A 13149-nucleotide genomic window follows, 5' to 3' on the forward strand; every position below is an offset into this window, starting at 1 on the left:
TTACTCATCGTTTATCGTAATTAATTGATATATAGTAGATCGGCAGGATGGGGCAGGATACTCTTTTTTGGTTTTGTGGGTAGATTAGTTCACACAAAATTAATATTCATGAAAAACAAATCTTTACCATTTAAGCAAACTCTTAAATCTTTACTGTTTTGTGGATTAACACTATCCACTGTTGATTTGAATGCTCAGACATTAGCATTTCCGGAAGCTACCGGTTTTGGTAGATTTACCACAGGAGCAAGAGGTGCCGCAAATCCTCAGATTTATCTGGTTACGAATTTAAATGACAGTGGGCCGGGTTCATTCCGTGATGCAGTAAGCCAGCCGGGTAGATTTGTTATCTTTAAAGTCGGAGGTATTGTTAATTTACAATCGGTAGTTGCTGTGCCTGCTAATACAACGATTGCAGGACAAACCGCTCCGGGAGAAGGAATTGTATTTTTAGGGCCAAGAATTTCATTTTCAGGAGCCAATAATACGATTGCGAGATTTCTTCGTCTTCGTTATGGCGGGACATCTCAAAATCAGGACGCTTCAGGAATTGCGAATGGAGCTAATATTATTTTAGATCACATGACTTTTACCTGGGGTACAGACGAAGTATTTTCTGTTAACTGGGATGGTAATGGGACGAGTCCCGATAATATAACGATTCAGAATTCTATTATAGGACAGGGAATGCACCGTCACAATCACTCTGCGGGAGGATTAATGCAACCGCCACCGGGAGGTAAGATAAGTTTGATCGGAAATTTATATATCTGCAATAAAACCAGAAATAATAAAATTAAAGGGATTAATGAGTTTGTAAACAACGTCGTTTACAATTGGGGAAATTATGGGAATACCTATGGACATACTCAATCCGGGGAAGCTTACATTATGGGAGGAGATTCCGCAGGAGCTTCCTATGTGAATATCATCAACAATTATTTTATCGGAGGTCCGAATACAAGTACTACGGTTACCACACCTTTTAGCGTAGGAAATGCCAACTTCAATTTATATGGTTCCGGAAATTATTTTGATAATAATAGAAACGGTGTTTTGGACGGAACTTTAGTTCCTCAGAATTTAACAGGATATCCTGTAGGAGATGCAGCCTCAATAATGTCGGCTCCGTATGATTATCCGATGAAAAACACAACAGTAACTGCGCAGACTGCATTCGATAATATTGTTGCAAAGGTAGGAGCTTCATATCCGAGACGTGATCAGGTTGATAATTTAATAGTTTCAGATTTACAGTCGAAAGGAACAACAGCTACTTATGTTTATGTACAAACTGATCTAACGACTCAATTTGGCTTTACCAATGGTGGTGCAGGACATGTTTACGGTGCTCCGGCTCCTTTAGACACGGATAATGACGGGATGCCGGATGCGTGGGAAACTGCCAACGGATTGAATCCAAATGTTTTTGATGCTTTAAATGTAAGCACAACATTTGCTCCGTATTTGAACATTGAAGTTTATATTAATAATTTAACAAATACACCGGCTCCGGATTTTATTATTCCGCCATCGAATTTGAATTTCACAAATGCAATCACAACAGGATCTACACCTTCAAGTTCTTTAACGGTGAACTGGAATGATAATGCTGCTAATGAAACCAATTATGTACTAGAGCGTTCTACTAATGGAACTACTTTTTCAGTTATTGCAACACTTCCTGCGAATACAACAAGTTATAATGAAACGGGTTTAACACCTAACACTCAATATTATTATCGAGTTAAAGCAATAAATGCAACAGAATCTTCTGTTTATACTTCCAATACATCTGTCACTACACCGCCAATTCCGGCAGCTCCAACACAAGCAGCGAATCCGACTCCTGCAAATGGTAATACTGGCGTAGAGTTGAACAATGGTAATTTGCTTTTAAAATGGACAGGCAGTACAAATACAACGAACTACACAGTTTATTTTGGAACAAATCCTCAAAATTTAACCAACATCGCTACGGTACCTTATTCTGCAACACCATCGTATCAGCTTACGAATTTAAATCCGGCAACAACTTACTACTGGAGAATTGATGCAAACAATGCGCTCGGTCTTGCTACAGGAAATGTGTGGAATTACCGTGCAATAACACAAAGCCTTGTGGGGAACTGGCCATTCATGGAAGCTCCTTCAGCGGGTGAACAGATTTCAGATCTAACTTCTTTCGCCAATAATGGAACCTTAAATGTAGCCTATGATAATGCAAGCGTAAGAGTTCCCGGAAGAGAAAATTATGCCCTTGATCTGGCAACTTCGCCGAATACGCCATACATTGCAAGTATTCCGCATCAGGATCAGATCTTATTTAATACGAATTCTTTTACGGTTTCTTATTGGATGAAAGCTCCGTTAAGCATGATTCCATCGTCTTCGGCGACAAGTCTTTATGTATTATGTAAAGGTTCATTCACCAAGAATACGACAACAGGTGCGACCGGTAAACGTTTTAATGTAGAGATCAAAGGCGGTCAGCTGCGATATGCTATCGATGATGACGTTACGAAAAAGGAAATCACATCCCCAATTGCCAATTATTTTACCAACAACTGGGTACATGTTGTGATCCAGAGAGATATCACAGCGCACAAAATGAGAATTTATACGAATGGAATTTTAAGTACCGAAGGAGACGAAACTGCGGTTACAGGTATTGGTGAAGCAAGTGATCTGATCATCGGAAACATTGGTGAACTAGAGTTTTTGGCAACTACCAATGCTCCTGCTCCTTACAAAGGTGCATTTGATGAACTTAAAATGTACAATTACGCATTATCTCCAACCGAAATATCTGCTTTGTACAATGAGGCGGTATTGGGTAATGCGGAATTCAGTATCAGCAAAAATGTGGGATCTGTCTATCCAAACCCTGTAAAAGACCAGATTTTCATTAAACTTCCGGAATATAAAAAATCAAGCTTAACAGCGACAATCATGGATATGTCAGGAAGGGTTGTTGTTAAAGAAAAAATAAATTCAAACGGAAACGGAATTTTTAATTTAAATATTGCCGATAGAAAAGTATCAGGAAATTATATATTAAATGTTTCAGGAGATAATTTGAATAGTAATTTTAAAATTATTGTTAAATAGAAATTAGCTGATTTATACTTATGAAAAAATCCTTTCAAATTTTTTGAAAGGATTTTTTTTATTGATCGGGTAAAGTTATGTAGCTAAGAGAGTATGTTTATTAGTTACATTACTAAACTAGAAATTTAGTTAAAGATTTTGTATTAGACCTGTCATATTATTTAACAAATTATCGAAGCATTTAGTCGCCGTAGTAATTTCTGTCGTTTCTAAAATATCTATTAGACGATGATTAGGACTGAAAGTATAATAACCTGTTAACGTATTTAATTTGTTAACATTTTCATTATTTAAATGAATAAAACTATTTCTAATTCTTTGAAAGTGCTGGATGTATGTTTGATAATGTCCTAATAATCCTAATAAATATGTCATATGAGTATGATGTGTAAGCATTGTAGTGGCAATATTTGTCATTAATATTGGATCACCCCAAGTTGCTTCTTGATGTACTCCATTAATTGAGTTGCTAGAATTATGACTATTTTTTTTTCCACAAGCGTAAAGTAAATAATGACAACTTTGTTTGTCTGTATAATTATTATGTATTGGCGTAATTGGTATTCCATTAAAATCAATACCACCTGAAACGTGCGCAATCCAATAATCCCTCCAAAAATTATTCCAATGATTCCATATAAAATTAAGAACACCTGCAGAGATAGTTAACTGTTCTTTCTTATTTGAATAATTATATAAAGAGGAATAATCATTGATAACATCGTGAAATCTTTCTCTTTTGTTAAGTAATAACCTCATGGCAATCGTAAAGCACTGATAAGTGTTTTTATTCTTGTCAATCTATTTTTATAACTATGTGTAGTTGCAATAGATGCTTTGACAAACTCGGGGAATTCACCATTTTCATTTTTTTCTTCGGCCTCCGAAAAAATTCTAATAAGCTCTGTAGAGCTAGTAAATGGATTAACACAAAAGTTATTTAAATGTACAAACTCTGTTAAATCATTTTTGATATCTGGAAATTGATATTTGTTAAAAATTAGCGCTCCCATTAAAGCGTAAAAATTGTAAGATTGTATATTGCAATTATCAAAAACGTCTGTAAAATTATCTTTTATATAGTTAAAAGAATTTGTTACCACATCTTTAAGCTCTGCTTCATCATCAAATAATAAATCATTATTTTTATATATATCGTCAAGTTTTTTTGAATTTCTACTTTGTATTCCTTCTAATTTAATTTGGCAACACTCTGTTAATAAATCGGCATCAGACATTCTGGAAATTTCCCTTAAAGAAAGAGTTTGATACTTTTCAAAAAATGGTGTAACATGTTCTGTAAGATTGCTAATAAACCATTTAAATTTCCCTTGATATGTAGCATGCCTTTTTTCAGATGTATTTAGTGGAAGAGTATATGAATTAATTCTCCTAAAAATTTCGAGTATTTCTTCAGTTGTTGCAGTAACAATATTATCAATAGAAATCTCATAAGCTAAAAAAATATCAGGAACTCCTTCGGGTAAATCTTCGTATTTCATTCCGTGAAAATTTTTACTGACACTTGTCAATTTAAATTTGTTATTAATGAAATCTCTAATGGTTGTTAGTCTTTGTTGACCATCAATTATCTCTCTCTTTGATTTTTTAGTCTTCAAATCAACTGTTTGTCTGATAACAACCTTAGGAAAGGGAAATTCATTTAAAACAGTATCAATAAAGTAAGATCTTGCATTATCAGGCCATAATCCAGTACCTCTTTGGTAGCTTCTGTTTACACTCAATTCTCCTGTTTCCATCATATTATATATGTCTGAAATGGGTAGTGTATTTTTAATAATTTTCATGTTTTTGACTTTTCTAATTTTTGTCTTTATTTACGCAAATTACATAAAAACAAATTCATTTGTAAATATAAACAATTTGATATTATCTCCCAATCGAGTAATAGTTACTGTTTATTAAGTTCAGACTATATTTATTTAAACCTGAATGAAATTCATAAAGAAGCTAAAGTTATTGTAAAACAACTTATATATAGTGAAGATGATAATATTTGATAATGATTTTAAGAAAAACACTTTAAATAAACCCAAACCAAAGAAAAAGAACAGTTTTTGCATAACAATATCCAATGACAAAACTATATTTTTTCTTAACCATTTCTTCTGCTTCAATTTTATTTTCTCAAAAAAGAGATTCGGCGACGTTGATTTCAGAGGTGAAAATTGATGCGTACAAGAAACCTGCAAGTTTTATTTCTTCAACGAAATCAGTTTCAGTGGTTTCTGAAAGTTTACTGTCCCAAAATACACCCGAAAGAATGCTGGAATCTATTAATCAAATTCCGGGAGCAAGAATGGAGGAACGGTCGCCGGGAAGTTATAGGATTTCTCTTCGCGGAAGCACGTTAAGGTCACCTTTTGGCGTTCGTAATGTCAAAGTTTATCTCGATGATTTTATTCTATCAGATGCTTCGGGCAATACATATTTTAACGTCATTTCACCGGAATTAATTGATAGAATGGAAATCTATAAAGGTCCGGAAAGTGGAGATTATGGATCCGTAACAGGCGGAACTGTTCTTCTTCAAACCAAAAATTCCGACAACCTTTCCGCAAATCTGACGATTGGAAGTTATGGAACTTTTAACCAAAGTTTTGATGTGTCAAAGAAAATGGGAAAGCATTTTTTTGAAGTTTTTCAAAATTATTATCAGACCGATTCCTACAGACAACAATCTAGAATGCAACGGAAGCAGATTTTCATTAAAGACAATTTTCAGTATTCAGAAAAAGGGTTGCTTAAAGCGGTAGCCATGTATTCCGATCTGGATTATCAAACACCGGGTGGACTCACTTTGCAGCAGATGCAAATCAATAGAAAACAAGCAAGACCGGGAACTGCAACAATTCCGGGTTCAAAAGAACAGGAAGCAGGAATTCGCAATAAAATGTTTCTGGCAGGCCTTTCAAACGAATATCAGTTCAATCAGAATTTCTCTCATTTCATTCTAATTCAGGGTTCTTATGTTGATTTTGAAAACCCGTTTATTACCAATTTTGAAAATCGTTTTGAAAAGAATTTTGCATTACGAACTCATCTTAATTTTGAGAAAAACTGGAGTACAATTTCTTTAGCCTACCGATTCGGTTTTGAAGGTGGAATTAATGATATTTTGATTAAAAACTATGATAATAACAAGGGTTTTGAGGGCAAACCGCAAAATTTTGATCAGATCAAAAACACTTCAGGATTTTATTTTCTTTCTCAGAAACTCAATTTTAATGAAAAATTATTTACCGATATTTCCATCAGTTTAAATTCAAATTCTTACGATTGGGAACGAATTTATCCGAGAACAGAAAATGGAAAAGTAACGTTTAAAAATCAATGGCTTCCCAATTTTGGTTTAACTTATCTTTTGGGAAAAGGCTTTTCAGTTCGCGGAAAAATAGGGAAGGGAAATTCTGCACCAACGAATGAAGAAATCCGTTCATCGACTCAGGAATTTAATGCTGATCTAAAGCCGGAATATGGCTGGAATAAAGAAATAGGAATCAGAAAACAGTTTGGGAATTCTCTTTTTGTAGAAGGTAATTATTTTGATTTCCGACTGAAAGATGCGATTGTGAGGAGACAAAATGAAGCCGGGCAGGAATATTTTGTGAATGCAGGAGAAACCGTACAAAAAGGTGTTGAGGTTCTTTTGGAATCTAAAAGTTTTGATTTGAAAAATGATTTTTTCAGTCGATTCAAATTTCGTTTTTCGGGAAGTTTTTACAATTTTAAATTTCATGATTATCAGCAAAATGATAATAATTTTTCAGGAAATGATTTGACCGGAGTTCCAAAAACAACCATTAATTCTTTGGTGAATTTTACTTTTTTCAGAAAGCTTTCTGTTGATTATTCACACTTTTACACATCAAAAATGCCTTTGAATGATGCTAATTCTGTTTGGTCTGAACCCAATGTAGTTGGAAATATCCAGTTCAGATTTCCTGTAGATTTTGATAAAACAAGACTGAATTTATACCTTCAAATTCAAAATCTTTATAATACGGATTACGTCTTAGGTTTTGATATTAATGCGTTCGGAAACCGCTATTATAATCCTGCCGCAAAAAGAAATTTTGTCTTGGGTATTGAGGCGAAGTTTTAACTCAAAAGGCTGTGGAGGTCTAATATTTGTATTTATAGTATTTCTTTAACATCAAATCTCAATAAAAATGAAAAATTATCTTTTTTTACCTGCAGTTGCATTGCTTTTTTTCAGTTGTAAGGACAATAAAAATAAATCCGGAGAATCTGGAAAGGGTAATGAAGTTGTCACTAAAACCGATACATTAAAATTACCGCCACCCGATGAAAAAAACTCTAAAAATAAATTTAGCAATGTTATTGGGTGGGGCAAAGACAAAAAACCAATCGCTCCTGAAGGTTTTACCGTAACACGTTTCGCTGAAAATATTAAAAGCCCGAGAAATATGATCCAGGCAGAAAATGGAGATATTTTCGTTGTGCTCTCCAATTCAGAACGTACTGCGACAGAGAAAGTTAAAAATGACATCAGCGGAAAAAGTGATGCTGAGGTTGCCGGCAAATCTGCTAATACAATTATCCTTTATCGTGATGCCAACAAAGATGGTATTCCGGAATCGTCTTCTGTATTTTTAGCTGGACTCAATCAACCATATGGAATGTTGATTATTAAGGATCAGTTTTACGTTGCCAATACCGATGGACTTTATGTTTATCCTTACAAATCGGGAGATACAAAAATAACAAAACCTGGAAAAAAGATCGTAAATCTGCCGGCAGGAGGTTATAATAACCACTGGACAAGAAATTTAATTGCTAATAAAGATCAGTCTAAAATTTATATCTCTGTAGGATCAGGCAGTAATGTAGGAGAAAACGGAATGGATAAAGAGGTGAGAAGAGCCAATATTCTGGAGGTAAATCCTGATGGAAGTGGCGAAAAAATCTTTGCAGCCGGACTTAGAAATCCTGTTGGTATGAGCTGGAATCCTGCTACCGGAGCACTGTGGACCGTTGTAAATGAAAGGGATGAACTTGGAGATGAATTGGTTCCTGATTATCTTACGAGTGTTAAGCAGAATGCATTTTACGGCTGGCCGTATGCTTATTTCGGGAAAAATGAAGATCCGCGAAGAAAGGGCGAAAAGCCTGACTTGGTTGCTAAAACCATTGTTCCGGATGTACCTTTGGGAAGTCACACAGCATCTTTAGGTTTAACATTTTATACTGGCTCTCAGTTTCCGGGGAACTATAAAAATGGTGCTTTTATCGGACAGCATGGTTCGTGGAACCGTTCTTCATTGGTTGGATATCAGGTAGCTTTTGTTTCTTTTAAAAACGGAAAAGCTTCAGGTTCTTATCAGCCATTTCTTACAGGTTTTATAGCTGATGAAGCGAAAGGTGATGTTTATGGAAGACCTGTAGGCGTTCTTCAAATCGCTGACGGATCTTTGCTGGTAGCCGATGATGTGAGCGGAATTGTCTGGAGAGTTTCTTACACTAAGAAATAATATATTGTTAACTTTTTAAAACTGTGAATTTTAATAATTCATTTCGGGCTTTACGTTACAATTTGTTAATACAGAATGTAATTATTAATTAGGTTAAAGCTGTACTTTTGTTTAATGAAAAAGAATAAAAAAATGGTAACCAAAGCTCAGTTGGATGAACTTAAAGATTTAAGGCATCATCTAACATCGCAGTTATCAATTGATCATAAAATTAATACATTAATCCAGGTCAGTCATGTACTTAGGACGATTAATTTTACGAGTACATTTTCAAGCAATATTTCTACAGAATTTACGGGATTGGAGGTTTTTGGTGACAGGTATAAGAATTTCCCGAAAATAACTTCCGTTATTGATGATGCTATTTCATATTATGATGAGCAACTGAAATCTTTTTAACATCAGGAAAATAAAAATAGTATTTTCAGATCAACGATAAAAAAACAATAAAATAATCCCTAAGACCAAATCTTAGGGATTATGTATTTAATGATGTAAATTTTCTTACTTCAGAAGTTTGAAAATATTACTGAATGATTAAATAAGTTGCATTTTCTGACGCAATATAAAACCAATATGCATCAGTTAAACTTCCATCAATAAAATCTGACCCTGATAGCGGACAAGCAGCAAATGCAGAGGGATCAGCCATATTGAAATCAACATCAGGCGTTGAATTGGTTGTACCCGGATACATTGTACGGAACCAAATAAATTTCCAACGGGTAAGATTTGATACTGTAGTAAGCAATCCCGAAGGAACTGTTTGGGAGAGCGGATTTCCAGTGGGAGATAATCTCACAGACCAATTATTTGCGTAAGGAAGTGAATCATTAAAGTTGTCGATCACATCTTGCGTATTGGCAGGAAAATTCATACTTGTAACCACTTCTGGTAAGCAATTGTTCGTATTACCTGCTATAACACGCATTACAAGGTCATAATTGGAGTAATTCTGAATATACAATTTTCCTTGTGAAAAAGATAACGAGAATATAAAAACGGGTAAGAGTATTAGTATTTTTTTCATAATTTTTATTGTATTATGAAGTATGTGTCGTTTCCTACCTCAAACCAGAATGCATCAAATGGAAACGGTTGTGCAGCAGTAGGTGTTAAAGTAGAAATTATAGGTGTATTACAACCAATCATTCCTATAGATGCACCGCTGTAATAAAGTGGAGCACCGCTGGGATCTTCTACAAAAAATTTATTCATCTGCCATTTGGTTACTGTTCCTAATGTGTTAAGTAATGGAGATGTTGGGTATTGTGGTGGAAGAGTAGTGGTCGCATTGAGCTGTACTGTCCAAGTATTAATTGGAGGGCTTTGAAGATGACTGTTATAATAGCCATTATAAATTACAGCGCCACCGGGAGGAACCATAACGGGATAATTGGTTCCGCTAATGCTAGGAAGACAATTGTTTGTTTGATCTGATCCTACCAAGAAATTTGATAAATTATATGGTGTATAATTAAATATGTTCATCTTGTTTTGAGCATGAAGACCAATTGCACTCATTGCAAAGAGTGATAAGAATATTTTTTTCATGATCTCGGATTTTAGTTTTCTGCTTTTTGGTTAGCTTTTATGGTATTCAGCTTAGAAAAATACATATTGGTCGCCTGAACGATCACTTTTTCCTTTTCTACTCTGGTGTTGGCCTGGCTGAGATTGCTGCCGTTTTTACCTATCAATTGTAATGAAGCATTAAATAAAATATTCAGTGATCTTTCATTTAATTGTGCTCCTAGGCGAGCTTTTTCTTCGGGGGTTGATCGGTTTTCGGGTTTCATTATTTCCTTAAGAGCTTTGTCGAAAGACGTCATTTCTGTAGTCTTCATTTCTTCGGTAGAAGCTAGAGTTGCTCGTTCGGTTGAACATGAGAATGCTACACACAAAATGCCGGCATAGAATGCCGAAAGAAGAGTTTTTTTCATAGTTATTAATTTAAACGTAAATTTAGTTTGACGAATATATAAAATATTTCACTATATAGTTATTTTTAATGAAAAATTTTAACATAATTAGTTGAAAATTATTCTAAATCATTAAAATATTCTATAAATCTACCAAATGCATCTATGTAAGATGTCAAGTAATCAATAATGATTCAGTTTTCTGTCAATAACTAGAAAGGCTAAAAAAAAAGCCTTCGAATATCACTATTCAAAGGCTTTCTATTATTTATTTTAAAATTTAAGACTGTATAAATTCTAAAAGATCTTTATTAATGACATCAGCATGAGTAGTCGGCATTCCGTGAGGGAAACCAGGATATGTAATTAATGTTCCGTTTTTCAATAATTTAATTGATTTTAGAGCGGCATTTTGGTAAGGCACGATCTGATCATCTTCACCGTGAAGAACCAAAACCGGAATATCAACCACTTGTAAATCTTCTCTGAAATCTGTTTCAGAAAACGCTTTGATACCGTCGTAATGAGCAACGATTCCGCCCATCATTCCTTGTCTCCACCAGTTTCTCTGTACGCCTTCTTTTACATCAGCTCCTTCTCTGTTGTATCCGTAGAAAGGGAAAGTAAGGTCAATATAAAACTGTTGTCTGTTATTAAGAGTCTGATCTCTGATGCCGTCAAAAACAGACATCGGAACACCATCCGGATTGCTGTCGCTCTGAACCATAATTGGTGGAACTGCACTGATTAAAACTGCTTTTTTAGCTCTTCCATTCGCATATTTGTTAACGTATCTTATAACTTCACCACCACCTGTAGAATGTCCGATGTGAACAACATCTTTCAAGTCAAGAAACTCCACTAATTCTGCAGCATCAGCAGCATATTGTTCAATGGTATGATTGTAAATATCTTGGCTAGAACGTCCGTGACCTCTTCTGTCATGAGTGATCACTCTGTAGCCTTTCTGTAAGAAGAAAATTACCTGTGCATCCCAATCATCTGATGATAAAGGCCATCCGTGGTGAAACATTAATGTTTGTCCTTTTCCTTGATCTTTGTAAAAAATTTCTGTTCCGTCTTTTAATTTTAGTGTGCTCATTGTTATTGTATTTAATTGTTATTATTAATTTATATTAAAAATATTTTCTTGTCTTAATTCTTTAGCAAATTTAGTGCAGTGAAATTCAATCTCTGTTAATCTAGTTTAATATCGTTCGATTTTGATAAAAAAAATAAAAAATTGATTTTCTTGTATTTATTTGGGCAGCTTAATCCGCCTTCCGTTCCCAATCTTTTTTGCTGGCGCAAAAAAGGATTTCCACTCAAGTCGGGCTGCGTGAGATTCGATGTTTTAAGAAACCGTCTTTTCGTTCAACAGCTGAAACAGATCTTCCACGCCGCCATCGAATTTTTTTCCGTTGACAAAAAATGAAGGTGTCCCGTTTACTCCGCTGATGATTCCGCTTTCGAAATCTGCATCAATCTTTTCTGCCAATTCCGGTTTTTCAAGATCTGTTTTGAACTGATTAATATTTAAATGTAATTTTTGTGCCAACTCCAACAGGAAATTTTCATTCAAATACTCCTGATTTTCATAGATCGCATCATGCATTTCCCAGAATTTCCCCTGTAAATTGGCTGCCTCTGCCGCGAGTGCCGCCGGTCTGGCATATTGATGCATTTCAGATAATGGAAAGTTTCTAAAGACAAACTTGATCTGATTTCCGAACTGGCTCATCAATTCTTTTAAAACTGGATAAGCTGCTCCACAGTACGGACATTGATAATCTCCATATTCTACGATGACTAAATCGGCATCCTGATTGCCTTGTGTGTGGTCAGTATTGCTGACGGATGGTTTTAATGACATAATTATTGTGTTTAAGTGTTTGTGTTAAGTGTAATATTAAAAACTGAAATCCATGATCCACAAATCAGTAATAATAGTGCAGGAAAATCCAAAGACCAATTCCCCAAAAAAGAGAGTAGGAAAGGAGCTGTAAATGCACCGGATAAAAAGCCGATCCAAAGCAATAAAAGATGGATAGCGTTGGCTTTATATTGTTTTCTTTCTGTTTTGTCATGGGTCATACTCGACATTGCGGCGTTTCTTGCCAGGCTGTTTAATGTTCCGGTCACAAAATCTGTATTTACTTTTTGATTCCCGACAGAAGTTACGATCGTATTCATAATTCCCATTGAAAATCCAACAATTGCAACAGCGGAAATAGTATTGATATTATAAAAATAAGCAATTATTGTATAGAAAATCAAAATTCCTGAAACTATGTAAAATGTTAATATTTGGTTCTTAATTCTTTTACATAATGATAAACAGGTTCCGGCATAGATTCCCAACAGAAAACTTCCAATAACAATAACTGATGTGATGATAACGTCATATTTATCAGTAGAAAGTGCTGTACCTAGCTGCGTGGTGTTTCCACTCATAAAAGACACGTATGTTTTCCATTTGATAAGACCTGTGGCATCGATATATCCTGCAATTAAAGCAAGAAATATGGCTAATCGTTCCTGTATCCTGATCTGGTCGGCTGAAAAAGAAACGCTTTCTGAAATTGCAGACTTATCCATTT

12 protein-coding genes are annotated in these 13149 nt (G+C 34.8%); 4 read left to right on the forward strand and 8 right to left on the reverse strand.

The window, feature by feature from the left end; genetic code table 11:
- The first annotated feature begins 108 nt into the window (after positions 1-108).
- Complete coding sequence (locus tag EG348_RS17140; protein ID WP_123984189.1) at positions 109-3111, forward strand: LamG-like jellyroll fold domain-containing protein; 3003 nt, start codon at positions 109-111, stop codon at positions 3109-3111.
- A gap of 129 nt (positions 3112-3240) precedes the next feature.
- Here EG348_RS17140 and EG348_RS17145 read toward each other — a convergent pair whose 3' ends face one another.
- Together EG348_RS17145 and EG348_RS17150 are read right to left on the reverse strand one after the other, a co-directional pair.
- A complete protein-coding gene (locus EG348_RS17145) occupies positions 3241-3870 on the reverse strand; it encodes a hypothetical protein (protein ID WP_123984190.1) in 630 nt (209 codons plus the stop codon).
- Positions 3867-4919 carry a DUF262 domain-containing protein gene (locus EG348_RS17150; protein WP_123984191.1) on the reverse strand — a complete coding sequence of 351 codons (1053 nt, stop codon included), beginning with the start codon at positions 4917-4919 and terminating at the stop codon, positions 3867-3869. The genes EG348_RS17145 and EG348_RS17150 overlap by 4 nt, the downstream gene beginning before the upstream one ends.
- Before the next feature lie 287 nt (positions 4920-5206).
- Here EG348_RS17150 and EG348_RS17155 point away from each other — a divergent pair, with 287 nt between their 5' ends.
- The 3 genes from EG348_RS17155 (at position 5207) to EG348_RS17165 (ending at position 9026) form a co-directional block, all read left to right on the forward strand.
- On the forward strand, positions 5207-7237 hold the full coding sequence (locus tag EG348_RS17155; protein WP_123984192.1) for a TonB-dependent receptor: 2031 nt from the start codon (positions 5207-5209) through the stop codon (positions 7235-7237).
- Between the two features lie 67 nt (positions 7238-7304).
- Positions 7305-8627, forward strand: a complete 1323-nt coding sequence (locus EG348_RS17160; RefSeq protein ID WP_123984193.1) for a PQQ-dependent sugar dehydrogenase — start codon at positions 7305-7307, stop codon at positions 8625-8627.
- 114 nt (positions 8628-8741) lie between these two features.
- Positions 8742-9026: a hypothetical protein gene (locus EG348_RS17165; RefSeq protein WP_123984194.1), complete on the forward strand. Its 285-nt coding sequence runs from the start codon at positions 8742-8744 to the stop codon at positions 9024-9026.
- 127 nt (positions 9027-9153) lie between these two features.
- On the opposite strand, the gene EG348_RS17170 is transcribed toward EG348_RS17165, so the two are convergent.
- The 6 genes from EG348_RS17170 to EG348_RS17195 form a co-directional block, all read right to left on the reverse strand.
- Positions 9154-9657, reverse strand: coding sequence for a hypothetical protein (locus tag EG348_RS17170; RefSeq protein ID WP_123984195.1), 504 nt, complete (start codon positions 9655-9657; stop codon positions 9154-9156).
- A gap of 5 nt (positions 9658-9662) precedes the next feature.
- On the reverse strand, positions 9663-10118 hold the full coding sequence (locus EG348_RS17175; protein ID WP_123984196.1) for a hypothetical protein: 456 nt from the start codon (positions 10116-10118) through the stop codon (positions 9663-9665).
- Between the two features lie 74 nt (positions 10119-10192).
- Complete coding sequence (locus EG348_RS17180; RefSeq protein ID WP_123984197.1) at positions 10193-10570, reverse strand: hypothetical protein; 378 nt, start codon at positions 10568-10570, stop codon at positions 10193-10195.
- 259 nt (positions 10571-10829) lie between these two features.
- The gene (locus EG348_RS17185; RefSeq protein WP_123984198.1) at positions 10830-11651 is read right to left on the reverse strand and encodes an alpha/beta fold hydrolase; all 822 of its coding nucleotides are present in this window, start codon (positions 11649-11651) and stop codon (positions 10830-10832) included.
- A gap of 252 nt (positions 11652-11903) precedes the next feature.
- Positions 11904-12422: a DsbA family protein gene (locus EG348_RS17190; RefSeq protein ID WP_123984199.1), complete on the reverse strand. Its 519-nt coding sequence runs from the start codon at positions 12420-12422 to the stop codon at positions 11904-11906.
- A gap of 11 nt (positions 12423-12433) precedes the next feature.
- Positions 12434-13147: a YoaK family protein gene (locus EG348_RS17195; protein ID WP_123984200.1), complete on the reverse strand. Its 714-nt coding sequence runs from the start codon at positions 13145-13147 to the stop codon at positions 12434-12436.
- Between the last annotated feature and the right edge of the window lie 2 nt (positions 13148-13149).

The organism is Chryseobacterium sp. G0201 (assembly GCF_003815655.1).
Lineage (GTDB): Bacteria > Bacteroidota > Bacteroidia > Flavobacteriales > Weeksellaceae > Chryseobacterium.

Coding starts and splice junctions, on each gene's coding strand:
- EG348_RS17140 (WP_123984189.1), top strand. CDS start 109: ATGAAAAACAAATCTTTACCATTTAAGCAAACTCTTAAATCTTTACTG.
- EG348_RS17145 (WP_123984190.1), bottom strand. CDS start 3,870: ATGAGGTTATTACTTAACAAAAGAGAAAGATTTCACGATGTTATCAAT.
- EG348_RS17150 (WP_123984191.1), bottom strand. CDS start 4,919: ATGAAAATTATTAAAAATACACTACCCATTTCAGACATATATAATATG.
- EG348_RS17155 (WP_123984192.1), top strand. CDS start 5,207: ATGACAAAACTATATTTTTTCTTAACCATTTCTTCTGCTTCAATTTTA.
- EG348_RS17160 (WP_123984193.1), top strand. CDS start 7,305: ATGAAAAATTATCTTTTTTTACCTGCAGTTGCATTGCTTTTTTTCAGT.
- EG348_RS17165 (WP_123984194.1), top strand. CDS start 8,742: ATGAAAAAGAATAAAAAAATGGTAACCAAAGCTCAGTTGGATGAACTT.
- EG348_RS17170 (WP_123984195.1), bottom strand. CDS start 9,657: ATGAAAAAAATACTAATACTCTTACCCGTTTTTATATTCTCGTTATCT.
- EG348_RS17175 (WP_123984196.1), bottom strand. CDS start 10,118: ATGAACATATTTAATTATACACCATATAATTTATCAAATTTCTTGGTA.
- EG348_RS17180 (WP_123984197.1), bottom strand. CDS start 10,570: ATGAAAAAAACTCTTCTTTCGGCATTCTATGCCGGCATTTTGTGTGTA.
- EG348_RS17185 (WP_123984198.1), bottom strand. CDS start 11,651: ATGAGCACACTAAAATTAAAAGACGGAACAGAAATTTTTTACAAAGAT.
- EG348_RS17190 (WP_123984199.1), bottom strand. CDS start 12,422: ATGTCATTAAAACCATCCGTCAGCAATACTGACCACACACAAGGCAAT.
- EG348_RS17195 (WP_123984200.1), bottom strand. CDS start 13,147: ATGGATAAGTCTGCAATTTCAGAAAGCGTTTCTTTTTCAGCCGACCAG.